The organism is Streptomyces sp. NPDC058758 (assembly GCF_042746075.1).
GTDB lineage: Bacteria > Actinomycetota > Actinomycetes > Streptomycetales > Streptomycetaceae > Streptomyces.
Map to the genome: position 1 here is coordinate 3,646 of NZ_JBHYPS010000065.1, position 25,229 is coordinate 28,874.

Below are 25,229 nucleotides of genomic sequence, written 5' to 3' on the forward strand. Positions count from 1 at the left end.
CCCGGCGCCCCCGCGCCGCGCGGGGCGCGCGTCTCGGGCTGGTGGGGGGGGGGGGGGTGGGGCCGTCCCCCCGCGCCCCCCCCCCCCCACCCCTCCCGTCCCGGCGCCCGCCGGGCGCCGCGCGTCCGTCAGCGCTTGGCGACGAAGACGTGCGCCGCGACCTCCGCGTCCAGCTCCGCGGCCTCGCCGCTGCTGCCGACGAGCACCCCGCCGGCCGACTCCGACACGGAGACCACCGAGCCGGGCTGCACGCCCGCGCGCCGCAGCGTGTACATGAGCTGGGCGTCCGTCTGGATCGGCTCGCCGATGCGGCGGACGATCACCGTCTTGCCCTCGCTCGCGTCCAGGTCCGCCAGCGACACCATCGAGTCGTCGAGGAAGGACTCGGCCTCGGCCTTCTCGCCCAGCTCCTCCAGGCCCGGGATCGGGTTGCCGTACGGCGACTCCGTCGGGTGGCGCAGCAGCTCCAGGACGCGGCGCTCCACGGCCTCGCTCATCACGTGCTCCCAGCGGCACGCCTCGGCGTGGACCTGCTCCCACTCCAGGCCGATCACGTCGACGAGCAGACACTCGGCGAGGCGGTGCTTGCGCATCACGCGCGTCGCGAGACGGCGGCCCTCCTCGGTCAGCTCCAGGTGGCGGTCGCTCGCCACGGCGACCAGGCCGTCCCGCTCCATGCGGGCGACCGTCTGGCTCACCGTCGGGCCGCTCTGGTCGAGCCGCTCGGCGATCCGGGCGCGCATCGGGACCACACCTTCCTCTTCCAGCTCCAGGATGGTGCGGAGATACATCTCCGTGGTGTCGATCAGTCCGGACATTCGTGCCCCTCGATGAGTCGTGCGCTGGCCCTGCGCCAATTCTTGCGCATCGGACCGACAAGCGGGCGGCCCCGCCCCCGGACCGGGAGAAGTGGGGACACCGGGACGGCGGAGGCGGTATTGACAGAGCAATGGTCCAGACCGCACCGTGATCGGCGACCTCGACGAGAAGGAGCCTCCTCACATGGGCGAGAGCAAGCTGGCCGGACAGTTCTTCGACGCCGCGATCGGTCTGCTTCAGGAGGTGCGCGACGCGGACTCCGCCGAGATCGCCGCCGCGGGGGCCGCGGTCGCCGAGGCCGTCGCGAACGGCAACCGGCTCTTCGCCTTCGGCGCCGGGCACTCCTCGCTGCCCGCCCAGGACGTCGTCTACCGCGCCGGCGGCCTCGCCCTGATGAACCTGCTCGTCGTCCCCGGCGTCGTCGGCGTCGACGTCATGCCGGCGACGCTCGGCTCCGCCCTGGAGCGCGTCGACGGGCTCGCCGGAGCCGTCCTCGACTCCTCCCCCGCCGCCGCCGGCGACGTGCTCTTCATCATCTCCCTCTCCGGCCGCAACGCCCTGCCGGTCGAGATGGCCATGAACGCCCGCGCCCTCGGCCTCACCGTCATCGGCGTCACGTCGGTGGCGTACGGCACCGAGACGAAGTCGCGGCACGTCTCGGGGACGTACCTGAAGGACCACTGCGACATCGTCCTCGACTCCAGGATCGCGGTCGGCGACGCGGAGCTGACCCACGAGGGCATCGAGGCGCCGTTCGCCCCCGCCTCCACCGTCGTCACCAGCGCCCTGATGCAGGCCACCATGGCCGCCGCCGCCGAGGAGCTGGTCCGGCGCGGCGTCGAGCCGCCGCTGCTGCGCTCCGGGAACGTCGACGGCGGTCACGAGTGGAACGGCCGCGTGATGAGCGAGTACGCGGACCGGATCTTCTACAAGCACTGAGCGCGCGCCCGGGCGGCGGGGCCGTCCGCACGGGCCCCGCGGCACGCGCGCGTACGGCCCCGGCGCCGCCGCTCAGCCGAGCGGCGGCGCGTCCAGGGCCGCCGCCACCCGGGCCGCGACCGTCTCCGCGTAGAGCGCGTCCTGGCGGTCGAAGCCGCCCCGGACGGCGGTGCGCAGGAAGGTGAGGACGCCGACGGTACGACCCCGGGAGCGCAGGGCCGTGCACAGGGCGTGGGCGGTGTCCGCGGGCCAGTGCCGGTCCGCCGCCCAGGAGGCCGCGTCGCGGCCCGCGTCCACCCGCACCGAGCCCGCCCGGTCCCACGCCTGGAGGGCCGGGTGCTCGGGGCCGTACCGCTGCGGGAAACCGCCGTCGAAGCCGCCGCCGAGGCCGTCCGCGTCCGGGGCGCCCGCCGGGGACGCCACCGCGCGGGCCAGCCGCCGGTCGCCCGCCACCCGGTCCACGAGCCCGTGGTCGGCGAAGCCCGCCAGCGCGAAGTCCAGGAGCACGGCGACCGCCTCCGCCGGGTCCGCGTACTCGGCCGCCGCCACGCCCGCCCGGTGCAGCTGGCTCCAGCGGAAGCGGGTCCGGTCCGCCTCGCGCGCCGCGAGCCGCTCCGCCGTCACGTCCTGGAACAGCCAGGCCACGCCCAGCGGCACCGGCTCCTCCGTCATCGGCGAGGCCAGCCGCACGAAACCGCTCCGCCAGCACCGCCGCCGCTCCCCCGCCCCCGAGGCCGCCGCGAGCGTCACCCACAGGTCCGCCGGGGCCGGCGGGCCGCCCTCCGCCAGCACGTGCTGGAGCGCACCTTCCAGCTCCTCCACGCCCCCCGCCACGACGTCGCCCAGGGGGCGGCCCAGCAGGGTCGTCCGGCCGGTGCCGATCGCCTTGGCCGCGTAGCCGTTGACGACCGCGGGGCGCAGGTCCGCGTCGATCAGGACGACCCCCCAGGGGGCGTCGTCGAACAGCGCCTCGCTGAGCGCGATCGACCGCTCCAGGTCGATCTGCACGTGCACCTCGCTGAAGGCGCAGTACACGCCCGCGGGCCGCCCGTCGGCGTCCCGCACCCCCGCCGACTGGCTGCGCACCAGCACCCGGCCGCCGTCCTTGCGGAGCAGCGCCAGCTCGTGGACCTGCCGGCCCGGCGTCCGCATCGCCCCCATGAGGCGGGCGAGCGTCTCCTCCGCGTCGGCGCTGCGCGCCGCCCAGCCGTCGAACCCGCGCCGGCCGACGGCCTCCGCCGCCGGCCAGCCGAGGATCCGCTCGGCCTCGCGGTTCCAGTGCGTCACCGTCCCGCCCGCGTCCAGCGCGCACAGCGCCGCGTCCATGCCGTCGAGCAGGGCGGCCAGCAGATCGCCGCCCTCTCCCGGCGCGGAAGCGGTGTCCCGCGCGGACCCCGTGAAGGCACTCACCTGGTACTCCCCCCGGTAACCCCCCTGATGCAGGCCATTCAACTGGAACGTGACCCAGAACACACCGGGTTCGGCGAAACGGATTCGGCCGGAATCCGTTCCGCCGGAACCGGTTCCACGGAAATCCGTTCCGCCGGAACCTAGGCGGGCGAGACGAAGCCGGATTCGTAGGCGGCGATCACGGCCTGGGTGCGGTCCCGGGCGCCCAGTTTCGCGAGGATCGCGCTGACGTGGGACTTCACGGTCTCCGTGCCGACGAAGAGACGGGCCGCGATCTCGGCGTTGGACAGGCCGCGGGCCATCAGGCGCAGCACGTCCTCCTCGCGTTCGGTGAGGCCGGCGCGGGCCAGGGCCTCGCGGGCCGCGGTGTCGCCGCGCTCGGCGCCGTAGGACGCGGCCAGCTCGCGCACCGCCGCCGGGAAGAGGAGCGAGTCGCCCTCCGCGACGAGGCGGACGGCGTGGACGATCTCGGCCGGGCGGGCCCGCTTGAGGAGGAAGCCGTCGGCGCCGGCGCGCAGGGCGCCGTAGACGTACTCGTCGTTCTCGAAGGTGGTGACCACGAGGATCTTGGGCGGGGAGTCGACCGTGCGCAGGACCGCCGACGTCGCCTCGATGCCGTCCATGAGGGGCATCCGGACGTCCATCGCCACCACGTCGGGGCGGAGGCCGCGGACGAGGGGGACGACGGCCGCGCCGTCCGCGGCCTCGCCGACCACCTCGATGTCCGGCTGGGCCTCCAGGACGGCGCGCAGGCCGGCCCGGACGAGGGGTTCGTCGTCCACGAGAAGGATCTTGATCGGCATCCGGTCAGCGTAGGGGTCGGCGCGGGGGGAGGGCTCAGCGCAGGGGCAGCGTCACGTCCACCCGCCAGGTCCCGCCCTTCACGCCCGACTCGGCCCTGCCGCCGAGCAGCGCGGCCCGCTCGCGGATGCCGCGCAGGCCGCTGCCCGAGCCGGGCGCGACGGGTGGCCGGCCTTCGGGGAGCGGGTTGGTGACGAGGAGGCGCAGGCGGCCGGTCCCCGCCGTGACGCGGACGCCGACGGGGACCGGGCCCGCGTGCCGCAGCGCGTTCGTCAGGGCCTCCTGGAGCATCCGGTACGCCTCCCGGGAGACGGGTCCCGGCAGGTCCTCCAGGGTGCCGGTGATCTCGGCGTCCACCCGCGCGCCGGAGGAGCGGGCGGAGTCGAGGAGGCGGGCCGCCTCGTCGAGGCCGGGGCTCGCGCCGGACGGGCGGCGGCCCGTCTCGCGGAGCAGGAGCAGGACCCGCTCCAGGTCCTCCAGGGCCGCCCGGCCGGTCTCCTCGATGGTCGCGAGCGCACGGTCGGTGAAGGCGGGGTCGCCGGCCGCCCGCGCGGCGCCCGCCTGGACGACGGCGAGGGTGAGGGCGTGCCCCAGGGAGTCGTGCAGCTCGCGGGCGATCCGGTTCCGTTCGAGGAGGCGCTCCGTCCGCTCCTCCAGGGCCGTCATGCGCTCCTTCACGGACGGGCCGAGGAGCCGGCGGGCCACCCGCCGGTCCAGCCGGCCGCCCGCGACGACCGCGGCGAGCAGGACGAGGAGCGGGAGGGGGGCCAGGAAGGCCGCCCCCAGGCCCGCCGGCGGGGTCAGGGAGCCCACCACGGGCTCCTCCACCGAGGTGTCGGCCAGCACCAGCGCGCTCTGGACCAGCCAGAGCGTCAGGAGCCAGGCCCCGAGGCCCGCCTCCATCCGGAAGAGCATCCACAGGACCGTCCTGCCCCGGTCCGCCCAGGAGGCGGACGGGGTCGCCGAGATGCCGGTGGCCGCGTCGACGGCGGTCTTCCCGTCGCGCACGCGCGCGTGCTTGCCGGGGAAGAGCATCAGGCGCGCCTGGAGGCCCTCGGCGCGGCGGGCCGAGGGGACCAGGGCGACCACCGCCACGAGCGGGACCGGCAGCGCGGCCGCGATCAGCCAGTCCACGGGCGTCGGGGACGACAGCCCGGGATAGACCAGTCCGGCGGCGAGCGGCACGATCGCGCCGATCAGCAGGTGCAGCCACCGGGTGTACGTGACCGCCCTGGCCAGGGGACGCAGGGAGCGCAGGAGCATCCCGTCATCCTCGCAGCGGCGGCCCGGCGGCGGCTCCCCCGCGCGGGGGAGGCGGTCCCCTCCCGCGGGGGATGGCCCGCGGCCGTCCGGCGGCCAGGCTGGGGCCATGACCAGCATCGACCTCCAGAACCTCACCAAGGAGTACGGCGGCCGGCCCGCGGCCCGGGCCGTGGACGGGCTGACGTTCCGCGTCGAACCGGGGCGCGTCACCGGCTTCCTGGGCCCGAACGGGGCCGGGAAGTCCACCACGATGCGGCTCGTCCTCGGCCTCGACCGGCCGACCTCGGGCACCGCGACGGTCGGCGGCCGGCCGTACGTGACGCTCGACGAGCCGCTGCGCACGGTCGGGGCGCTCCTCGACGCGCAGGCCGCGCACCCGTCCCGGACCGGCCGCGACCACCTCCGCCTGCTCGCGGCGAGCAACGGCCTGCCGGCCCGCCGGGTCGACGAGGTGCTGGCGGAGACGGGCCTGGAGCCCGCCGCCCGCCGCCGGATCCGGGGCTACTCGCTGGGCATGCGGCAGCGGCTCGGCATCGCCGCCGCGCTGCTGGGCGACCCGGGGGTGCTGATGCTGGACGAGCCGGCCAACGGCCTGGACCCGGAGGGCATCGTCTGGATCCGCGGGCTGCTGCGCCGGCTCGCCGCCGAGGGCCGCACGGTCCTGGTCTCCAGCCACCTCATGAACGAGACCGCGACCTTCGCCGACCACCTGGTGGTCCTGGGCCGGGGCCGGCTGCTGGCGGACGTGCCGGTGCGGGAGTTCCTCGACGCCCACAGCCACGCCCGCGTGCGGGTGCGGACCGGCGACCCGGTGCGGCTGCGGGCCGCGCTCCTCGCGAAGGGGTGGACGGTCGGGGACACCGCCGACCCGGACGGCCGGTGGCTGGTGGAGGGCGCCTCGGCCGAGGAGGTCGGCGCGGTCACCGCCCGCGAGGGCATCCCCGTCTTCGAGCTGGCCGACGAGCGCGCCTCGCTGGAGCAGGCGTACCTGGCCCTCACGGCGGACGCCGCCGAGTTCGCCGCCCGCACCCCCCAGGAGGTCTGACGTGTCCGCGCTCTCCCCCGCCGCCGTGCTCCGCTCCGAGTGGATCAAGGTCCGGTCGGTCCGGTCGAGCTTCGGCTCGCTGCTCACCGTCCTCGGCGCCGCGCTCGCGGTCTCCCTGGCGGTCTTCCCCGCCATCGGACAGCCGGAGGCGGCGACCGGCGAGATCGACCGCCTCTTCTGGCTCTACTACCCGGTGAACTTCGTGCAGATCGCCGCGATCTCCTTCGGCGCCACCGCCGCCTCGTCCGAGTTCCTGAACGGGGCGCTGCGGAACTCCCTGGCGGCCGTGCCGCGCCGGACCCTGCTCTACGGGGCGAAGACGGCGGTCGTGGGGGCGGCCGCGCTCGTCGCGGGCGTGGCGGCCGGGTTCGCCATGTTCTTCACCGCCAACGCCTTCCTCGGCGGGTACGCCGTCGGGATCGGCGAGGAGGGCGCCCTGCGGTCCTGCTTCGGCGCCGGGCTCTACCTCGCGCTGATCACGCTGTTCTCGATGGGGCTGACCTTCCTGCTGCGCAGCGCGGTGGCGGTGCTGAGCATCCTGATCCCGTTCGTCCTCATCGTGTCCTTCGTCATCGGCGGGGTCTCCGAGGGCGCCGCGACCTGGCTCCCGGACCGGGCCGGCCGGCAGATCCTCTTCCAGGAGCCCCTGGGGCCGCTCGGCGCCTGGACGGGACTCGGGGTGACCGCGCTGTGGACCGGGGCGGCACTGCTCGCCGGGTGGTGGTCGCTGCGGCGGCGGGACGCCTGAGAAGGACGCGATTAATTCGCTTGTCGGGGGCGCCGGGGGCTTCGTAGGGTGGGGGTACACGCGAAAGGAGGTGATCCGAAAAAATGGTTTCTTTTCGGACTCGTGAGGTGACTGCGGGCTAAGGCCTGCCGTCGCACGATGTGCACCTCGGCAGGCCAGCTGCCGAAACCCAAGCAGTCACCCGACCCGTGGGCCGCCGGTAAGTCCGGCCGGCTCCCGTCCGAACCTAGGCGGACGGGACCAGAGGCCCACGGGTCGTCCGCGTCTCCGGGCCCGGCCCGGCCGGGGCGCCGGCCCCCGCGAGGACCCAGGCCCGGTCAGGGCGCCAGGCGCTCCACCCGCCAGGACGCGCCCTCGCGGACGTACCGCAGCCGGTCGTGGAGACGGTTCTCGTGGCCCTGCCAGAACTCGACGGTCTCCGGGACGACCCGGAAGCCGCCCCACTCCGGCGGCACCGGCACCTGCGCGGAGTCGGGGTAGCGGGCGGCCAGCTCCTCGTAGCGGGCCAGCAGCTCCTCGCGCGAGGCGATCACCGACGACTGCTCGCTGGCCCAGGCGCCCAGCTGGGAGCCGTGCGGGCGGGTGCGGAAGTAGGCCGCGGTCTCGTCGCGCCCGGTGCGGGCGGCCCGGCCGGTGACGATGACCTGGCGGGCCAGCGGGTGCCAGGGGAAGAGCAGGGCGACGTGCGGGTTGGCCGCCAGCTCGGCGCCCTTGCGGGAGCCGTAGTTGGTGAAGAAGACGAAGCCCGCGTCGTCGTAGTGCTTGAGCAGGACCGTCCGGACGGAGGGGCGTCCGTCGGGCGTGGCGGTGGAGACGACCATCGCGTTGGGCTCGTGGATCGCCGGGCTCGCGGCGGTCTCCTTGAACCAGGAGGCGAACTGCCCGATCGGATCGGGGGCGAGGTCGGCCGCGGTCAGTTCCTTGGTGCGGTACTGCTCGCGCATGGCGGCGGGGTCCAGGGCGTCGGTCACGGGGCCATCCTGCCGCAGCGCCCCAGTCTGCCCGCCACGGCGGGGCGCCAATCCTTCGTCGCCGGTTCGGCGGAGTGTGCCGGATGTCACGCTTCCCCGCATCATCGGAACCGTACAGACTCAACGGCTGGATGACTGTTCAGTCCCTCCAGCCACCGCCGACGGTTGATCGATCATCGATAGAAGGAGCCGCCTGATGTCCGACTTCGTACCGGGCCTCGAAGGAGTCGTCGCGTTCGAGACCGAGATCGCCGAACCCGACAAGGAAGGCGGCGCGCTGCGCTACCGCGGGGTCGACATCGAGGACCTCGTCGGCCACGTCTCCTTCGGCAACGTGTGGGGTCTGCTCGTCGACGGCGCCTTCAACCCCGGCCTGCCGGCCGCCGAACCCTTCCCGATCCCCGTCCACTCCGGCGACATCCGCGTCGACGTGCAGTCCGCCCTCGCCATGCTCGCGCCGGTCTGGGGCCTCAAACCGCTCCTCGACATCTCCGCCGAGCAGGCCCGCGACGACCTCGCCCGCGCCGCCGTCATGGCCCTGTCCTACGTCGCCCAGTCGGCGCGCGGCCAGGGGCTGCCGATGGTGCCGCAGAGCGAGATCGACAAGGCCGAGTCCGTCGTCGAGCGGTTCATGATCCGCTGGCGCGGCGAGCCGGACCCGAAGCACGTCAAGGCCGTCGACGCCTACTGGACCTCGGCCGCCGAGCACGGCATGAACGCCTCCACCTTCACCGCCCGCGTCATCGCCTCCACCGGCGCCGACGTGGCCGCCGCCCTCTCCGGCGCCGTCGGCGCCATGTCCGGCCCGCTGCACGGCGGCGCGCCCTCCCGCGTCCTCGGCATGATCGAGGAGATCGAGCGGACCGGCGACGCCACCGCCTACGTGAAGCAGGCCCTCGACAAGGGCGAGCGCCTGATGGGCTTCGGCCACCGCGTCTACCGCGCCGAGGACCCGCGCGCCCGGGTGCTGCGCCGCACCGCGAAGGAGCTGGACGCCCCGCGCTACGAGGTCGCCGCCGCCCTGGAGAAGGCCGCACTGGAGGAGCTGCACAACCGCCGCCCGGACCGGATCCTCGCGACGAACGTCGAGTTCTGGGCCGCCATCGTCCTGGACTTCGCGGAGGTCCCGGCGCACATGTTCACGTCGATGTTCAGCTGCGCCCGCACCGCCGGCTGGTCGGCGCACATCCTGGAGCAGAAGCGCACCGGCCGCCTGGTGCGCCCCTCGGCCCGCTACACGGGCCCCGGCCGCCGGGACCCGCGCGAGATCGAGGGCTACGCCGACATCGCCGGCTGACCCTCCGGGTGCAGCAGGAGCTCCGCGTGGTGGCGGGCCGCCACCGACGGGTGGGCGCGGAGCTTCCCCTTCAGGGCGTTCCTTCCGTACTCGGCGAACAGCGGGTTCGCCGGGTCGGTCGTGACGCCGGGGGCCGCGGAGGCGTACGGGAAGTCCAGCGGGGCGATCCGGGCGTCGAGCCGCGGGTTGTAGAAGAACGGGACGGAGAAGCGCTCCGTCGCGCCGGGCGGGGAGACCACCCGGTGGTTGGTGGCGATGAGATAGCCGTTCGTCGCGACTTCGAGGAGTTCGCCGAGGTTGACGACGAAGGCCCCGGGCAGCGGCGGCACGTCGTGGAAGTTCCCGTCCTCGCGCTGCACCTGGAGGCCGCCCACCTGGTCCTGGAGGAGCAGGGTGAGGAAGCCGTAGTCCTTGTGGGCGCCCACGCCCTGGTCGTCGCCCTCGCCGCTGCTGCCGGGGTAGCGGACCAGCTTGAGCTGCGGGTGGGCGCGGGGGCCGAAGATGTCGTCGTAGAAGTCCGCGGGCGCGCCGATGGAGGCCAGCAGCTCGTGGAGCAGGCGCTCCGCGACCCCGCTCAGCCGGTCGATCCAGTGCAGGGCCGCCGTCCTCAGCTCCGGCAGCGCCGCGGGCCACTGGTTGGGGCCTTCGAGCCACCAGTACGGGGGCTCCCAGGGCGCGGGGGCGCGGGCGGGCAGCTCGGCGCCGATGTCGAGCTGGTCGCGCCAGTCGCGGGCTCCCCGGGTGCGCTCGTCGCCGACCCGGGTGTAGCCGCGGAAGTGCGGGGAGTTGAGGTTGTCGAGGGCGAGCCGGTCCGCCTCGGGCAGGGCGAAGAAGGCGCGCATCGCGTCGGTGAGGGCCCGGGTCTCGGCCTCGCTCACCCCGTGCCCGACGAGCTGGAAGAAGCCGACGTCGTGGGCGGCCGAGTGCAGCTGGGCGTGGAGCAGCCGGCGGGCGTCGGGGCCGCGGTCGGCGGCGGACAGGTCGACGATCGGGAGCTGCGAGGCGTACGAGGGGGAGGGGGCGGTGGAGGGTGCGCTGAGGCTCATGGGTGCGTCCGCGGGTGTACGGGTCCCGGGGCGGCCGCCGGGGTGGGGCGGGGGCCGCGGGTGCCGGTCGACAGGGGTCGGTGGAGGGACCCTGCGGGGCGGGTGGTGGTGCCCCCGGGTCAGGCGGCGCGGCGACAGCTCATGCTCGTGACGCGGACGAAGTCCACGTGACGGCGGCGAACGAGCAGAGGCATGCGACCAGCGTACTGCGGGCGCCCCGGTTCGCCTGTGGCCCGCGTCACAGCGGATCGCGGGGCCGGGGGTCTGGCCGCCGGGGCGTCCGGTACGCGAAGATCGCCGCCTCGCATGTCACGCGCATGCCAATCATCTCGTCGCCGCGCCCCCGCGCAGGAGGATGTCCATGACCGCCCGCCGCACCCCCCGCCGCCTCCTGGCCGCCGCAGCCCTCACCCTGGCCGCCGCCGGAGCGCTCCTCCCGTCCCCCGGAGCCACCGCCGCCACCGCGCCCCAGGCCCGGGTCTTCATGGTCAACCCCGTCCAGGCCACCGGCGACCAGGCCCTCGCCGACCACAAGGACGCGGCCGGCGACGTGCCCGCCTCCGCCTACGCCCTCGCCACCCTCCGCAACCTCGACGCGAGCGGCGGCCTCTCCGGCAGGTGGGTCACCGTCCGCTCCGAGACCGGCAACCCCGCGAAGCTCGCACAGGCCGCCTCGTACGACCGCTCCGACGACGAGTTCGAGCAGGTCATGGCGTACTTCTGGGTCAACGAGGGCCAGGAGTACCTCCAGAGCCTCGGCTTCGGCACCGAACTGCCCGGCGCCAACGACCGCGTCCAGCCCGTCCGGCTCAACCAGTGGGGCGCCGACAACTCCTTCTTCACCGACAAGAAGGCCGAGATCCGCTTCGGCAAGGGCGGCGTGGACGACGCCGAGGACGCCGAGGTGATCCTCCACGAGTACGGCCACGCCGTGCACCACGCCCAGGTCCCCGGCTTCGGCACCTCCCCCGAGGCCGGCGCGATCGGCGAGGCCTTCGGCGACTACCTCGCCGTCGCCGTCGGCAACCACGCCGTCGCCAAGTACGGCTGGCCGATGAAGACCGAGGAGGCGTGCGTCGCCGACTGGGACGCCACCGGCTACAGCGCCGCCCCGCACTGCCTGCGCCGCCTCGACGGCACCAAGACCTACGCCGACCGCGAGGGCGAGGTCCACGCCGACGGCGAGATCTGGTCCCGCGCCCTCTTCGACATCCGCAAGGCCCTCGGCGCCCGCACCGCCGACCGGATCATCGTCAACGCCCAGTTCGGCTTCGCCCCCGGCACCTCCTTCGAGGCCGCCGCCCGCACGACCGTCGAGACCGCCCGCCGGATGTACGGCGCCGGCGCGGAGACGGCCGTACGGGACGCCTTCCGGGCCCGCGAGATCCCCGGCGTCTGATCCGGCCCCTCCGGTCCCGTCCCTCCGGTCCCGTCCCCCGGGCCCTGTTCCTGCCGGGGAGGCGTGCGGCACAGTGGACGGCGTGCTGATCACCGTCGCGGACGTCGAAGCCGCAGCCGCAAGCCTCACCGGACACGTCGTCCGCACCCCCACCCTGCCCAGCCCCGGACTGACCGCCCTCCTCGGCGCCGACGTCACCGTCAAGCTGGAACTCCTCCAGCGCACCGGCTCGTTCAAGGCCCGCGGGGCGGTCGCCAAGCTGCTGTCCCTGGACGGCGCCGAGCGGGCCGCCGGGGTCGTCGCCGTCAGCGGCGGCAACCACGGCATCGGGCTCGCCGTCATGGCCGGGGCCCTCGGGGTGCGGGCGACCGTCGTCATGCCCCGGTCCGCCCCGGCCCGCGCGGTGGAGACCGCGAAGGCCGCGGGCGCGGAGGTCCTCCTCGCCGACACCATGTCCGGCGCCTTCGCCCTCATGGAGGAGCTGCGGGACGGCGGGCTCACCGCCGTCCACCCCTTCGACGACCCGCTCGTCGTCGCCGCCCAGGGCACCGTCGGCCTGGAGCTCGCCGAGGACGCGGGCGAGCTGACCGACGTCCTCGTCAGCATCGGCGGCGGCGGCCTGATCGCCGGCGTCGCCACCGCCCTGCGCGCCCGCCGCCCCGGCGTCCGGATCTGGGGCGTCGAGACCGAGGGCGCCCACGCCATGACGGCCGCCCTGGCCGCCGGCGGCCCGGTGCCGGTCGCGCTCTCCTCGGTCGTGTCCACGCTGAGCGCCCCCACCGTCTCGGCCCTCACCCACGCGCACGTCGCCGCCCTGGTCGAGGACGTGCTCACCGTCACCGACGCGGAGGCCGTCCAGGGCACCCTCGACCTGGCCGAACACGCCAAGGTCTGGGCCGAGCCCGCCGCCGGCTGCCTGCTGCCGGCCGCCCGCCGGGTCCTCGACCGGGTCGGCCCGGACGCCCGGCTCGGCCTCGTCGTCTGCGGCGGCAACACCACCGTCACCGACGTCATGACCTGGGCCGACCGCTTCGGCCTGCGGGCCTAGGACCCGTCCGCCGGGGCCCCGTCCGTACGGGACCCGTCCGTCAGGGCCTCGTCGATCAGGCGGGCCCACTGGGCGACCACGCGGTCGCGGCGGGTCGTGTCGTCCGACAGGAGGGTCGCCAGGCCGAGGCCGCGGGCCATGTCCAGGAGGCCCTGGACGGTCTCGCGCACGCCGGGGCGCGACTCGTCGGCGCCGAGCAGTTCGACGGCGATCCGGTGCGACTCGCGGCCGACCCGGGCCTCCAGCTCGGCGACCCGGTCGCGGAGCTGCTCCTCGTTCGCGGCCGCCACCCACAGCTGGAGGGCGGCCCGGAAGAGCGGGCCGGTGAAGAGGCCGACGAGCGCGGCGACCGTCTGCGCCCGGTCGTCGGTCGGCAGCGCCCGCAGCGCCTGCGACCGCTCCTCCGCGACGTACTCGACCGCCGCCGTGAACAGGTCCTCGCGGGTCGGGAAGTGGTGCTGGGCGGCGCCCCGCGACACCCCGGCCCGCTCGGCGACCACGGCGACCGTGGACCCCGCCCAGCCGTGCTCGGCCAGACAGGCCACGGCGGCCTCCAGGAGCCGCTGCCGGGTCACCCGGCTCCGGTCCTGCTTCGGGGCGCGCTCGGGCCCCGGAGGTCCGTCCTGCCGGTGCGCGGTCAGAGCCGCCATTCGGGATCCCGTCGTTCGAGGAAGGCCGTCATGCCCTCGCGCGCCTCGGCGGAGGCGAAGAGTGTGGCCGAACGCCGCACCAGCTCCTCCGCGTCGCGCTCGAAGGTCTCCAGGACTCTAGCGGTGACCAGCCGCTTCGACTCGCGCAACCCCTGCGGCGAGCCCGCCCGCAGCCCGTCCAGGACGGCGTCCAGCTCCTCCTCGCCGGCCGTGACGAGGCCCATCGCCCGCGCCTGCGGCACGCCGAACCGCTCGCCCGTGAGGTAGTGGCGGGCCGCCGCGCGCGGCTCCAGCCTCGGCAGCAGGGTCAGCGAGATCACCGCGGGCGCCACCCCGATCCGCACCTCCGTGAGCGCGAAGTCCGCCCCCTCCCCCGCCACCACGATGTCGCACGCGCCCAGCAGCCCGAGGCCGCCCGCGCGGGCCCGCCCGCCCGCCGCCACGTGCCCGACGACCGGCTTCGGCAGCTCCACGACCTGCCGGAGCAGGTCGACGAAGGCGTACGGGCTCGGCGGCGCCTTGAGGTCCGCGCCCGCGCTGAACGTCGATCCGGTGTGGGTGAGCACCACCGCCCGCACGTCCGGGTCCTTCCCGGCCGCGGCCAGCGCCTCGGCGAGCTCGGTGACGAGCGCGGCCGAGAGGGCGTTGCGGGTGGCCGGGGAGTCCAGGGCGAGGGTGGCGATCCCCCGCTCCTCGGTGACGGCGATCAGGCTCATGTACGGTCCCTCGACTCTCTCTGCTCTGGGGTCCGGGCTGCCGGTTCCCGGATCCGGTACCCGGCTGCCGGTTCCCGGATCCCGGACGCCGGTTCCCGGATTTCAGCTTCCGCGCAGTTCCCGGCGCAGGATCTTCCCGGAGGCGGCCCGGGGCACCGCCTCGATGAACTCGACGGCGCGGACCTTCTTGTACGGGGAGACCAGGGCGGCCACGTGGGCCATGACCTCCTCGGCGGTGAGGCCGGGCGCGGACGGCTGGCGCACCACGTACGCCTTCGGTATCTCCGTGCCCTCCGCGTCCGTCACGCCGATGACGGCGGCGTCGGCGACGCCCTCGTGGGTGAGGAGCAGCGCCTCCAGCTCGGCCGGGGCGACCTGGAAGCCCTTGTACTTGATCAGCTCCTTCACCCGGTCGACGACGTACAGCCAGCCGTCCTCGTCGACCCGTCCGACGTCGCCGGTGTGCACCCACCCGTCGGCGTCGATCATCGCGGCGGTGGCGTCCGGCCGCCCCAGGTACCCCTTCATCACCTGCGGTCCGCGGATGGCGATCTCGCCCTCCTCCCCCGGGGACGCGTCCTTCGACGGGTCGTCGAGGGAGAGGATCCGCATCTCGGTGGAGGGCAGCAGCCTGCCGACGGTGCCGGGCGGCGGGTTCGCGGCGGAGAGCGGGGTGACGTGCGTGCCCGGGGACAGCTCGGTCATGCCGTACGCCTGCCGCACCGGCGGCAGCCCGAGCCGCTCCGAACACGCCGCGGCGAGCGCCGCGTCGAGCGGTGCGGCGGCGCTGACGACGTACTCCAGCGAGGACAGGTCGTACGCGGCGACCGCCGGGTGCTTCGCGAGCGCGAGGACGATCGGCGGGGCCACGTACAGGCCGTTGACGCGGTGCTCCTGGATCGCGCCGAGGAAGGAGTCCAGCTCGAAGCGGGGCAGCACGACGACGGTGGCGCCCTTGCGCAGCGGCGCGTTCATGAGGGCGGTGAGGCCGTAGATGTGGAAGAAGGGCAGCACGGCGAGGATCCGGTCCCCCGGCCCCATCGGGATGAAGGGGTCCAGCTGCGCCAGGTTGGTGGCGATGGAGGCGTGGGTGAGCATCACGCCCTTGGGGACGCCGGTCGTGCCGGAGGAGTACGGGAGGGCGGCGACGTCCTCGGCGGGATCGAAGTCGAGGACGGGCTCGGGGGCCGAGGAGCCGAGGAACTCCTGGAGGGAGCGCACCCCGGACCCCTCGGGCGCCGCGTCGCAGACGAGGATCTCCTCGATCCCGCCCGCGAGTTCGGCGGCGGCCCGGGCGGCCGGCAGCAGCGGCGAGACGGTGACGATCCAGCGCGCCGCCGAGTCCCGCAGCTGCTTGGCGAACTCCTCGGGGGTGGCGAGCGGGTGGACGGTGGTGACGGCGGCGCCGGCGCGGGTGGCGGCGTAGAACGCGACCGGGAACAGCACCGTGTTGGGGCTGTGCAGCGCGAGCACGTCGCCCTTGCGCACCCCCGCCTCCGCGAGGCCCGCCGCCACCCGCCGGTGGAAGGCGTCCACCTGCGCGTACGACAGCGTCAGCTCCCCGGTCCCGTCGATCAGAGCGGGCGCGTCCCCGAACGCGGCGGCGCCGCCGAGGACGGCCTCGTGGATGGGGAGGGACAGGGCGGAAACCGGCTCGTACGCGCTGTGGAACACCATGCGTGGCCCCCTGGGGAGGTGGAAGGTGGTCGCCAGGATCGCTGCTGCGGGCGCTGCTTGGGGAGACCCTGACAGCACCCCGGAAAACAATCAAGCGTGCGTGCTTGGTTTATCCGGGGTGCGTGCCGCTCCGGGACCTCTCACTCGCAGGCGACGCCGTCGCCGTCGCGGTCGAGCTTGCGGCTGTAGCCGGGGTCGCCCGCGCGGATGGGTGCGGCGCCGGCGGCGCGGACGGCGTCGCAGTTGGCGTAGTACACGCTCGAACCGGCGTCCTCGGTCGGCTCGGGCTCCGGCTCGGCGGTCTCCGGCGGCCGCGTCGTCTGGACGGGCTTCGGCGCCCGGGTCGTCGGCTTCGGCGCCTGCGTGGCCGGCTCCGGTGCCTCGGTCGTCGGCTCGGGGGTGGGCGTCGGGGTGGGCGTCGGGGTCGGGGTGGGGGCCTCGGTGGTCGGCTCCGGGGCGGGGCTCTCGGTCGTGGGCTCCGGCGCGGGCGACTCGGTGGTGGGCTCCGGCGTCGGGGTCGCCGTCGCGCTCGCCGTCACCGCCGGCTTGGGGTCGTCGCCCTTCCCCGGCTCCTTCTCCGGCTCGCTCACCAGGACGAGCACGAACCAGAGCGCGGACAGGACCGTCGCCACGGTCTTGGTGCGGTTCGTCCACTGCCCCAGCCAGGCCAGGACGATGCCCACCGGCGGCAGGAGGACGAGCAGCGCGATGATCAGGGCCGGGTGCTGCCACCAGCGGCGCGGGGGCTGCCACGCCGGGGCGGACTGGTAGGGGTTCGACTGCGGGTGCACGCGCGGCTCCAAGGGCGTGGAAGGGGACGACGGCACCGAGCGGGGTGCCGTGGCCGTGGATCGTACACAGGACCTTCACAACCGGGAGCGCGTATCCGGAAGTCGGGGCCGGACACGGGAGGCGGGCGGCCGGGACGGGGCGGCCGGCGCCCGTCCCGCCCCGGCCCCTCCCCCTCAGTACGACTTGGGCAGCCCCAGCGTGTGGGTCGCCACGAAGTTCAGGATCATCTCCCGGCTGACCGGCGCGATCCTGGCCACCCGGGAGGCCGTGATCAGCCGGGCGAGGCCGAACTCCTTGGTGAGGCCGTTGCCGCCGAGGGTGTGGACGGCGGTGTCGACCGCCTTGACGCACGCCTCCGCCGCCGCGTACTTCGCCATGTTGGCGGCCTCGCCCGCCCCGAGGTCGTCGCCCGCGTCGTACAGCGCCGCCGCCTTCCGCATCATCAGGCGGGCCAGTTCGAGCTCGATGTGGGCCTGGGCGAGCGGGTGGGCGATGGCCTGGTGGGCGCCGATGGGCGCCTTCCACACCTGCCGCTCCTTGGCGTAGCCGACCGCGCGGTCGAGGGCGAAGCGGCCCATGCCGATCGCGAAGGCGGCCGTCATGATCCGCTCCGGGTTGAGGCCCGCGAAGAGCTGGAGCAGGCCCGCGTCCTCGTCGCCGACGAGGGCGTCGGCCGGGAGCCGGACGTCGTCGAGGGTCAGCTCGAACTGCTTCTCGTCCGCGTCGAGTTCCATCTCGATGTGACGGCGCCCGAAGCCCGGGGTGTCGCGCGGGACGATGAAGAGGCACGCCTTGAGGTTGCCGGTGCGGGCGTCCGAGGTGCGGCCGACGATCAGGGTCGCGTCGGCGATGTCGACGCCGGAGACGAAGACCTTCCGGCCGTTGAGGACCCAGCCGTCCTCGGTGCGGGTGGCGGTGGTGGTGATGCGGTGGGAGTTGGACCCGGCGTCGGGCTCGGTGATGCCGAAGGCCATCGTCCGCGACCCGTCGGCCAGCCCCGGCAGCCAGGCCGCCTTCTGCTCCTGGGTGCCGAAGCGGGAGATGACCGTGCCGCAGATCGCGGGCGAGACCACCATCATCAGGAGCGGGGCCCCGGCGGCGCCCGCCTCCTCCAGGACGATGGACAGCTCGGCCATGCCGCCGCCCCCGCCGCCGTACTCCTCCGGCAGGTTCACGCCCAGGTAGCCGAGCTTGCCCGCCTCCGCCCACAGGGCGGCCCGGTCGAAGCCGGGCCCGTGGCGGCGGCCGAGCGCGGAGACGGCGGCGCGGAGCTCGGTGTGCTCCCGGGGCTCGATGTCGGTGCTCATACGGTCTGGTCCTCCTGTGCATCGGTCTGTACGACGGCGAGCAGGGCACCGACCTCGACCTGGCGGCCGGGGGCGGCGTGGAGCGCGGTGAGCGTGCCGGAGGCGGGAGCGGTGACGCGGTGCTCCATCTTCATCGCCTCCAGCCAGAGCAGGGGCTGCCCGGCCTCGACCCGGTCGCCCACGGCGAGGCCGTCCGCGAGCCGGACGACGGTGCCGGGCATGGGCGCGAGCAGGGAGCCGGGAAGGGTCTGCTCGCGCGGGTCGGTGAAGCGGGGGCGGACGGCGAGGCGGTGGGGTCCGACGTGGACGACGCCGGAGCCGGTACCGGGCCCGTACGAGGCGACCTCGTAGTCCCGTACGACTCCGCCCGCTTCGAGCCGTACGCGGTCGGGCGCGACGGCCACGGCCCGCACCCCCTCGGGGGCGAGGACCTCGAAGCCGCCGTCCCGCCTCGGCCGGTAGCGGACCTCGTGCCCCCCGTAGGTCCTGGTCTCGTCCTGCGAGCGGACGTTCCGCCAACCGCCGCCGAAGCGGCCGGAGTTGCGGGACGCCTCCGCGAGGGCGGCGGCGACGGCCGCGTGCTCCTCGCCGTCCGGCCTGCGGGCGAGGGCGTCGAGGTGCCGCCCGTAGAAGCCGGTGTCGAGCCGCCGCGCGTCCTGGAAGTCCTCGTGCCGCAGCGAGGCGACGAGGAGGTCCCGGTTGGTGGCCGGCCCGTGGATCACGGCCCGCTCCAGGACCCGGGCGAGCTTGCGGACGGCCCCGGCGCGGGTCGGCGCGTGCGCGACCACCTTGGCGAGCATGGCGTCGTAGTGCACCGGCACGGTGTCCCCGGAGGCGTAGCCGGTGTCGACGCGGACGCCCGGCACCTCGGGGAACTCCAGGCGGTGCAGCACCCCGGTCTGCGGGGCCCAGCCGGCGGCCGGGTCCTCGGCGTAGAGCCGGGCCTCGACGGCGTGGCCGTCCCGCTCCGGCCGGAGCGCGGGCAGCGGGGCGCCCTCGGCGACCGCGAGCTGGAGGGCGACGAGGTCCACGCCGTGGACCTCCTCGGTCACCGGGTGCTCGACCTGGAGCCGGGTGTTCATCTCCAGGAAGTGCGCCCGCCCGCCGGCGACCAGGAACTCGACCGTGCCCGCCCCGACGTAGCCGACGGCCTTCGCCGCCGCCACCGAGGCCGCGTACAGCTCCTCGACGAGCGCGCCCGGCAGCCCGGGCGCCGGGGCCTCCTCGATCACCTTCTGGTGCCGGCGCTGGAGCGAGCAGTCGCGGGTGCCGAGCGCCCACACCGTGCCGTGCGCGTCGGCGAGGACCTGCACCTCCACGTGCCGCCCGTCCTCCACGTACGGCTCGACGAACACCTCGCCGTCCCCGAAGGCGCTCTCCGCCTCGGCGGACGCCGCCTTCAACGCCGCTTCCAGCTCACCGAGTTCGCGGACGATCCGCATGCCGCGCCCGCCGCCGCCCGCCGCCGCCTTCACCAGGACGGGCAGATCGGCCTCCGTGACGCCGGTGAGCGGCGCGACGCCCATCAGCTCCTTCGCCCGGGTCTTCGACGCCATCGCCTCGATGGCCTCCGGCGGCGGACCGATCCACCGCAGCCCGGCCCCGGTCACCGCCCGCGCGAAGTCCGCGTTCTCGGAGAGGAAGCCGTAGCCGGGGTGCACGGCGTCCGCGCCCGCCGCGAGCGCGGCGGCGACGACCAGGTCCCCGCGCAGGTACGTCTCCGAGGGCGCCGCCCCCGGCAGCCGCACCGCCGCGTCCGCCTCCCGCACGTGCAGGGCGTCCGCGTCGGCGTCGGAGTACACGGCGACGGTGGAGACGCCCAGCTCGCGGCAGGTGCGGAAGACGCGGCAGGCGATCTCGCCACGGTTCGCGACCAGTACGGTCGAAATCATCAGGGCCTCACATTCGGAAGACGCCGAAGCCGCCGCGCGCGCCCTCGACCGGTGCCGTGTGGATCGCGGACAGGCACAGCCCGAGGACCGTGCGGGTGTCGCGGGGGTCGATGACCCCGTCGTCGTAGAGCAGGCCGGAGAGGAACGCCGGCAGCGACTCGGACTCGATCTGCGCCTCGACCATCGCCCGCAGGCCGGCGTCCGCCTCGTCGTCGTACGGCTGCCCCTTCGCCGCCGCCGACGCCCGCGCCACGATCGACAGCACGCCCGCGAGCTGCTGCGGCCCCATGACGGCGGACTTGGCGCTGGGCCAGGCGAAGAGGAACCGGGGGTCGTAGGCCCGCCCGCACATGCCGTAGTGGCCGGCGCCGTAGCTCGCGCCCATGAGGACGGACAGGTGCGGGACCTTCGAGTTCGACACCGCGTTGATCATCATCGCGCCGTGCTTGATGATGCCGCCCTGCTCGTACTCCTTGCCGACCATGTAGCCGGTGGTGTTGTGGAGGAAGAGCAGCGGGATGTCCCGCTGGTTCGCCAGCTGGATGAACTGCGCGGCCTTCTGCGACTCGGCGGAGAACAGCACCCCCCGCGCGTTGGCGAGGATGCCGACCGGATAGCCGTGCAGCCGCGCCCAGCCCGTCGCCAGCGAGGACCCGTACAGCGGCTTGAACTCGTCGAAGTCGGAGCCGTCCACGAGCCGGGCGATCACCTCGCGCGGGTCGAACGGCGTCTTGAGGTCGCCGGGCACGATCCCGAGGAGCTCCTCGGCGTCGTACTTCGGCGGCTCGACGGCCACCGGGTCCGGATCCGGGTGCGCCTTGCGGTGGTTGAGGCGCGCCACGATCCGGCGGGCCTGGCGGATCGCGTCCGCCTCGTCCACCGCGTAGTGGTCGGCGAGCCCGGAGACCCGGGCGTGCATGGCCGCCCCGCCCAGGGACTCGTCGTCGCTCTCCTCGCCGGTCGCCATCTTCACCAGCGGCGGCCCGCCCAGGAAGACCTTCGACCGCTCCTCGATCATCACCGTGTGGTCGGACATGCCGGGGACGTACGCCCCGCCGGCCGTCGAGTTGCCGAAGACGACCGCGACCGTCGGGATGCCGGCGGCGGAGAGCCGGGTGAGGTCGCGGAAGAGCGCCCCGCCCGGGATGAAGATCTCCTTCTGGGAGGGCAGGTCGGCGCCGCCGGACTCGACCAGCGAGATCACCGGGAGCCGGTTGGCGTACGCGATCTCGTTGGCCCGCAGCGCCTTCTTCAGCGTCCACGGGTTGGAGGCGCCGCCGCGCACGGTCGGGTCGTTGGCGGTGATCAGGCACTCGACGCCCTCGACCACCCCGATGCCGGTGACCAGGGACGCCCCGACGGGGTACGCGCTGCCCCAGGCGGCGAGCGGTGACAGCTCCAGGAACGGCGAGTCCGGGTCGACGAGCAGTTCGATCCGCTCCCGGGCCAGCAGCTTGCCGCGCCCGCGGTGCCGGGCGGTGTACTTCTCGCCGCCGCCCGCGAGGGCCTTGGCGTGCTCGGCGTCGAGGGCGGCGAGCTTCTCCAGCATGGCGGCCCGGTGGGCCTCGTAGTCGGGTCCGCCGGTGTCGAGGGCGGAGGCGAGGACGGTCACGGCAGTTCCTCCGGGAGGTCGGGGCGGGCGGTCACAGCAGCTTCTCGGGGAGGTCGGGGCGGAGGGTCACAGCAGCTCCTCGGGCACGTCGACGTGCCGGGAGCGGAGCCATTCGCCGAGGGCCTTGGCCTGGGGGTCGAAGCGGGCCTGGGAGGCGACGCCCTCGCCGAGGATCCCGGCGACCGTGAAGTTCAGCGCCCGCAGGTTGGGAAGCACGTGCCGGGTGACGTCCGACTCCCTTGTCTCCGGGAGGAGTTCGCGGAAGAGGTCGACGGTCAGGGCGTGCGCGAGCCACCGCCACTCCGCGTCCGTCCGCACCCACACCCCCACGTTCGCGTCCCCGCCCTTGTCGCCGCTGCGGGCGCCCGCGATCCGCCCGAGGGGGACGCGCCGGACCGGTCCGGCGGGCGGCGGCGGCGGAAGCTCCGGTTCGGGTACGGGTTCCAGGACGCGGGTCGCCGGCGGCACGGGGACCGCGAGGCGGGTCCCGTCGGGCAGCACCGCCGTGTGCGGGACGGCGTCGGCGGGCACGTACGCGGTCTCGAAGACCCCGTAGGGGGCGCCCCTGCCCGGCGGGGCGGTGACGTGGAAGCCGGGGTAACTGGCGAGGGCCAGCTCGATCGCCGCCCCCGTCAGGGTCCGGCCCACCTTCTCCGGGTCCTGGTCGCGCACGACCAGCCGGAGCAGGGCGCTCGCGGTCTCCTCGGTGGCGGCGTCCTCCCGGTCGGTGCGGGCCAGCTCCCAGCGGACCTCGGCGGGCGGCGCGGCGGCGAGCGCGGCGCCGACCTGCTCCCGGACGAGCGCCGCCTTGGCATCGACGTCGAGGCCGGTGAGGACGAAGACGACCTCGTTGCGGTGGCCGCCGAGCCGGCAGCGGCCCGCCTTCAGGGTGGGCGGCGGCGCCTCGCCCCGCACCCCGTCGATCCGCACCCGGTCCGGCCCGTCCTGGGTGAGCCGCACGGTGTCGAGCCGGGCGGTCGCGTCGGGCCCCGCGTACCGCGCGCCGCCCGTCTCGTACAGCAGCTGGGCGGTGACGGTGCCGACGTCGACGAAGCCGCCGGTGCCGGGGTGCTTGGTGACGACGGCCGACCCGTCCGGGTACAGCTCGGCGAGCGGGAAGCCGGGCCGCAGCAGGGCCTTCGGGTCGCGTGCGGCGTACTCCCTGAAGAAGGCGTAGTTGCCGCCGGTGGCCTGGGTGCCGCACTCCAGGACGTGCCCGGCGACGACGGCCCCGGCCAGCCGGTCGTACTCCTCCGGGCCCCAGCCGAAGTGCCATTGCGCGGGCCCGGTGACGAGCGCCGCGTCGGTCACCCGGCCGGTGACGACGACGTCGGCGCCGGCGGCCAGGCAGGCGGCGATGCCGGCGCCGCCGAGGTAGGCGTTGGCCGTCAGGACGCCGGGCTCGGGCGGCAGCGCGTCGCCCTCCACGTGCGCGACCCGGGTGGGCAGGCCGAGCTTCGCGGCCAGGGCCCGCAGGGCGTCGGCGAGCCCCGCCGGGTTGAGCCCGCCGGCGTTGGCGACGATCCGGGTGCCGCGCTCGTGGGCGAGCCCCAGCCCCTCCTCCATCTGCCGCAAGAAGGTCTTCGCGTATCCGCCGGAGGGGTCCTTGAGGAGGTCCCGCCCGAGGATCAGCATGGTCAGCTCGGCGAGGTAGTCCCCGGTGAGGACGTCGAGGCGACCGCCCGTCAGCATCTCGCGGACGGCGGAGAACCGGTCGCCGTAGAAGCCGGAGGCGTTGCCGATCCGCAGCGGCGTCACCGCGCCCCCTCCTTCGGCGCGCGCCCCGGGCCGGCCGGTCCGGCGAAGGCCTGGGCGATGCCGAGCCAGTGCTCCGCGTCCGCCCCCTCGGCCCGCAGCGCGGTGTCGTCCCGGTGCGCGCGCTGGGTGACGAGCAGGCAGAAGTCGAGCGCGGTCCCGGTGACCCGCTGGGCGGCGTCCTCGGGCCCGTACGCCCACAACTCCCCGTCCGGCGAGACGAGTTCCACCCGCACCGGTTCGCCCGGCGGCCGTTCGCCCCGCACCAGGTAGGCGTAGTCCCGGGCCCGGTGCCCGATCCAGGCCACGTGCCGCAGCCGGGCGGTCGGCCGCCGGACGACGCCGAGGGCGTCGGCCACGTCCTGCCCGTGCGCCCAGGTCTCCATCAGCCGGGCGGTCGCCATCGCCGGGGCGCTCATCGGCGGCCCGTACCAGGGGAACCGCTCGCCCGGCGGCACCCGGCGCAGGGCCGCGTCCAGCCGCTCCCGCCCCTCCCGCCAGCGGGCCAGCAGTTCGCCGGGCGGCAGCGCCGCCCCCTCTTCCGCCCCCTCGTCCACGAACCGGTCGGGCGCGGCCAGCGCCTTCTCCACCTCCGCGGCGAACGCGTCCGCGTCGGTGAGGGCGAGTAGCGCGGCCCGGTCGGTCCAGGCGAGGTGCGCGATCTGGTGGGCGACGCTCCAGCCCGCGGCGGGCGTAGCCCGCCGCCACTGCTCCTCGCTCGACTCGCCGACGACGGCGTCGAGTTCCTCGCCTTCGGCACGCAGGTCGGAGAGGACGTCTGCGGGGTCGGACACGGTGCGCTCCCCTCGGGAGGACGGGCCTGAGGGTCGGAGCATGGCAGCGATCACAGAAACAATCAAGCACGCTTGCTTGAAAAAAGTGCCGACGGGACCGATGACTTTCCGCCGGAGCCCCGGTCCCAGATCATGAAAGCGACCCCCTCCAGCACCCCAGCTCTCCAGAGGAAACAGGGACCGACATGCGCACTCTCATCACCTCCGCCTTCGTCTCCCTCGACGGTGTCGTCGAGGCCCCCGGCGGCGAGGAGGGCTACCGGAACGCCGGCTGGACCTTCAAGGACGTCGAGTTCCTGCCCGAGGCCTACGAGCTCAAGGGACGCGAGCAGCGGGAGGCGACCGCGATGCTCCTCGGCCGCACCAGCTACCAGGCGTTCAGCCCCGTCTGGCCCGGCATGGCGGACTTCGCCGACTACAAGGAGATGCCGAAGTACGTCGTCTCCACCACGCTCACCGAGGACGACCTGGTCTCCGACTGGGGTCCGACCACGATCCTGCGCACCCTCGACGAGGTCGCCGCCCTCAAGGAGACCGAGGGCGGCCCGATCATCGTGCACGGCAGCGCGTCCCTGAACCGCGCCCTCTCCGACGCGGATCTGATCGACCGCTACCACCTGCTGGTCTTCCCGCTGCTCCTCGGCGCGGGCAAGCGCCTCTTCAGCACGACGGACAAGGACGCCCGGAAGCTGAGGATCGTCGAGCACGAGACCTACGCGAACGGCGTCCAGAAGCAGGTCCTCGACGTCGTCCGCTGACCCGCCGCGCCCGCGCCGCGCCGCCGTCAGACGGCGGCGCGGCGCGGGCGGGCGAGCAGTTCGCCTCCACAGTTGGGACAGACGCCGGCCATCTCCTCCGCGCAGGGCACGCAGAAGGTGCACTCGTAGGAGCAGATCCGGGCGGGTCCGTCGGCGGGCAGGGCCGTCGTCTCGCAGCGTTCGCAGCGGTCGCGCATCTCAAGAGCCATGGCGTCATGATCGGCGGGCGGGGACGGCGGCCGAAACGGGGCGGTCGGCCAGAGAACGACAGGATCGGGCCGCGCGGGCGGGCCCGGCCGGAGGCGCACGGGCGACCGCCCCCGCCCCGCCGGCGGGGCCGGCGGGGCGGGGGCGGTCACGGAAGCCGTCACCTGGGGTCCTTGCCGAAGGTCTTGTTCGACCAGACGTAGCCGAGGACGGTGAGGCCGGCGCACCAGGCGAGGGCGATCCAGCCGTGGTGGCCGATCTCGGTGCCGAGGAGCAGTCCGCG

Annotated in this window: 23 protein-coding genes and 1 pseudogene; 7 read left to right on the forward strand and 17 right to left on the reverse strand. The window is 74.9% G+C overall.

All coding sequences use genetic code 11. The annotated features are described in order from the left end of the window. Positions 1-128: 128 nt before the first annotated feature. Positions 129-818 carry a metal-dependent transcriptional regulator gene (locus tag ACFW6A_RS37435; RefSeq protein ID WP_190225609.1) on the reverse strand — a complete coding sequence of 230 codons (690 nt, stop codon included), beginning with the start codon at positions 816-818 and terminating at the stop codon, positions 129-131. A 184-nt stretch (positions 819-1,002) separates the two neighbouring features. Here ACFW6A_RS37435 and ACFW6A_RS37440 point away from each other — a divergent pair, with 184 nt between their 5' ends. Then, the gene (locus ACFW6A_RS37440) at positions 1,003-1,758 is read left to right on the forward strand and encodes an SIS domain-containing protein (RefSeq protein WP_351855134.1); all 756 of its coding nucleotides are present in this window, start codon (positions 1,003-1,005) and stop codon (positions 1,756-1,758) included. A 72-nt stretch (positions 1,759-1,830) separates the two neighbouring features. Here the strand turns inward: ACFW6A_RS37440 and ACFW6A_RS37445 are convergent, their stop codons facing one another. From ACFW6A_RS37445 to ACFW6A_RS37455, 3 genes are all read right to left on the reverse strand, one after another. Beyond that, on the reverse strand, positions 1,831-3,168 hold the full coding sequence (locus ACFW6A_RS37445; protein ID WP_351855137.1) for a PAS domain-containing protein: 1,338 nt from the start codon (positions 3,166-3,168) through the stop codon (positions 1,831-1,833). Positions 3,169-3,308: 140 nt separating this feature from the next. Next, positions 3,309-3,971, reverse strand: coding sequence for a response regulator transcription factor (locus ACFW6A_RS37450; RefSeq protein WP_351855139.1), 663 nt, complete (start codon positions 3,969-3,971; stop codon positions 3,309-3,311). 34 nt (positions 3,972-4,005) lie between these two features. After that, complete coding sequence (locus ACFW6A_RS37455) at positions 4,006-5,232, reverse strand: histidine kinase (RefSeq protein WP_351855141.1); 1,227 nt, start codon at positions 5,230-5,232, stop codon at positions 4,006-4,008. 106 nt (positions 5,233-5,338) lie between these two features. Here ACFW6A_RS37455 and ACFW6A_RS37460 point away from each other — a divergent pair, with 106 nt between their 5' ends. Together ACFW6A_RS37460 and ACFW6A_RS37465 are read left to right on the forward strand one after the other, a co-directional pair. Further along, on the forward strand, positions 5,339-6,277 hold the full coding sequence (locus ACFW6A_RS37460) for an ABC transporter ATP-binding protein (RefSeq protein ID WP_386646298.1): 939 nt from the start codon (positions 5,339-5,341) through the stop codon (positions 6,275-6,277). Between the two features lies 1 nt (position 6,278). Next, positions 6,279-7,025, forward strand: coding sequence for an ABC transporter permease (locus tag ACFW6A_RS37465; RefSeq protein ID WP_351855146.1), 747 nt, complete (start codon positions 6,279-6,281; stop codon positions 7,023-7,025). Positions 7,026-7,342: 317 nt separating this feature from the next. Here ACFW6A_RS37465 and pdxH read toward each other — a convergent pair whose 3' ends face one another. Beyond that, positions 7,343-7,969, reverse strand: coding sequence for a pyridoxamine 5'-phosphate oxidase (gene pdxH / locus ACFW6A_RS37470; RefSeq protein ID WP_351855184.1), 627 nt, complete (start codon positions 7,967-7,969; stop codon positions 7,343-7,345). Between the two features lie 223 nt (positions 7,970-8,192). On the opposite strand from pdxH, the gene ACFW6A_RS37475 reads away from it, so the two are divergent. Then, positions 8,193-9,293 carry a citrate synthase 2 gene (locus tag ACFW6A_RS37475; RefSeq protein ID WP_351855148.1) on the forward strand — a complete coding sequence of 367 codons (1,101 nt, stop codon included), beginning with the start codon at positions 8,193-8,195 and terminating at the stop codon, positions 9,291-9,293. Here the strand turns inward: ACFW6A_RS37475 and ACFW6A_RS37480 are convergent. Continuing rightward, positions 9,272-10,339 (reverse strand): 2-oxoglutarate and iron-dependent oxygenase domain-containing protein, encoded by a 1,068-nt coding sequence (locus ACFW6A_RS37480; protein ID WP_351855151.1) that lies wholly within the window; start codon positions 10,337-10,339, stop codon positions 9,272-9,274. The genes ACFW6A_RS37475 and ACFW6A_RS37480 overlap by 22 nt on opposite strands. 361 nt (positions 10,340-10,700) lie before the next feature. Between ACFW6A_RS37480 and ACFW6A_RS37485 the strand changes: the two genes are divergently transcribed. Together ACFW6A_RS37485 and ACFW6A_RS37490 are read left to right on the forward strand one after the other, a co-directional pair. Continuing rightward, the gene (locus tag ACFW6A_RS37485) at positions 10,701-11,738 is read left to right on the forward strand and encodes a M4 family metallopeptidase (RefSeq protein ID WP_351855153.1); all 1,038 of its coding nucleotides are present in this window, start codon (positions 10,701-10,703) and stop codon (positions 11,736-11,738) included. 85 nt (positions 11,739-11,823) lie between these two features. Continuing rightward, positions 11,824-12,786 (forward strand): threonine/serine dehydratase, encoded by a 963-nt coding sequence (locus ACFW6A_RS37490; RefSeq protein ID WP_386646315.1) that lies wholly within the window; start codon positions 11,824-11,826, stop codon positions 12,784-12,786. Here the strand turns inward: ACFW6A_RS37490 and ACFW6A_RS37495 are convergent. The 9 genes from ACFW6A_RS37495 to ACFW6A_RS37535 form a co-directional block, all read right to left on the reverse strand. Next, the gene (locus ACFW6A_RS37495) at positions 12,783-13,436 is read right to left on the reverse strand and encodes a TetR/AcrR family transcriptional regulator (protein ID WP_386646301.1); all 654 of its coding nucleotides are present in this window, start codon (positions 13,434-13,436) and stop codon (positions 12,783-12,785) included. The genes ACFW6A_RS37490 and ACFW6A_RS37495 overlap by 4 nt on opposite strands. Continuing rightward, a complete protein-coding gene (locus tag ACFW6A_RS37500; RefSeq protein ID WP_351855159.1) occupies positions 13,424-14,152 on the reverse strand; it encodes an enoyl-CoA hydratase family protein in 729 nt (242 codons plus the stop codon). Before ACFW6A_RS37500 ends, ACFW6A_RS37495 begins: the two co-directional genes overlap by 13 nt. A gap of 102 nt (positions 14,153-14,254) precedes the next feature. After that, positions 14,255-15,829, reverse strand: coding sequence for an AMP-binding protein (locus ACFW6A_RS37505; RefSeq protein WP_386646304.1), 1,575 nt, complete (start codon positions 15,827-15,829; stop codon positions 14,255-14,257). A 140-nt stretch (positions 15,830-15,969) separates the two neighbouring features. Beyond that, a complete protein-coding gene (locus ACFW6A_RS37510; RefSeq protein ID WP_351855165.1) occupies positions 15,970-16,620 on the reverse strand; it encodes an excalibur calcium-binding domain-containing protein in 651 nt (216 codons plus the stop codon). 174 nt (positions 16,621-16,794) lie between these two features. Further along, positions 16,795-17,928, reverse strand: coding sequence for an acyl-CoA dehydrogenase family protein (locus tag ACFW6A_RS37515; protein ID WP_351855168.1), 1,134 nt, complete (start codon positions 17,926-17,928; stop codon positions 16,795-16,797). After that, positions 17,925-19,820, reverse strand: a complete 1,896-nt coding sequence (locus ACFW6A_RS37520) for an acetyl/propionyl/methylcrotonyl-CoA carboxylase subunit alpha (protein WP_386477448.1) — start codon at positions 19,818-19,820, stop codon at positions 17,925-17,927. The genes ACFW6A_RS37515 and ACFW6A_RS37520 overlap by 4 nt, the downstream gene beginning before the upstream one ends. A gap of 7 nt (positions 19,821-19,827) precedes the next feature. Next, the gene (locus ACFW6A_RS37525) at positions 19,828-21,432 is read right to left on the reverse strand and encodes a carboxyl transferase domain-containing protein (RefSeq protein WP_351855174.1); all 1,605 of its coding nucleotides are present in this window, start codon (positions 21,430-21,432) and stop codon (positions 19,828-19,830) included. A gap of 66 nt (positions 21,433-21,498) precedes the next feature. Beyond that, positions 21,499-23,190: an acyclic terpene utilization AtuA family protein gene (locus ACFW6A_RS37530; protein ID WP_386646309.1), complete on the reverse strand. Its 1,692-nt coding sequence runs from the start codon at positions 23,188-23,190 to the stop codon at positions 21,499-21,501. After that, positions 23,187-23,981, reverse strand: a complete 795-nt coding sequence (locus tag ACFW6A_RS37535) for a TIGR03084 family metal-binding protein (RefSeq protein WP_351855179.1) — start codon at positions 23,979-23,981, stop codon at positions 23,187-23,189. The genes ACFW6A_RS37530 and ACFW6A_RS37535 overlap by 4 nt, the downstream gene beginning before the upstream one ends. 185 nt (positions 23,982-24,166) lie before the next feature. On the opposite strand from ACFW6A_RS37535, the gene ACFW6A_RS37540 reads away from it, so the two are divergent. Further along, entirely contained in the window at positions 24,167-24,739 is a 573-nt protein-coding gene (locus ACFW6A_RS37540) for a dihydrofolate reductase family protein (protein WP_351855182.1), read from the forward strand. A 26-nt stretch (positions 24,740-24,765) separates the two neighbouring features. Here the strand turns inward: ACFW6A_RS37540 and ACFW6A_RS37545 are convergent, their stop codons facing one another. Together ACFW6A_RS37545 and ACFW6A_RS37550 are read right to left on the reverse strand one after the other, a co-directional pair. Then, positions 24,766-24,948: a DUF1272 domain-containing protein gene (locus ACFW6A_RS37545; RefSeq protein WP_386646312.1), complete on the reverse strand. Its 183-nt coding sequence runs from the start codon at positions 24,946-24,948 to the stop codon at positions 24,766-24,768. 158 nt (positions 24,949-25,106) lie between these two features. Continuing rightward, positions 25,107-25,229, reverse strand: a pseudogene (locus tag ACFW6A_RS37550) (ABC transporter permease); the annotation flags it as partial.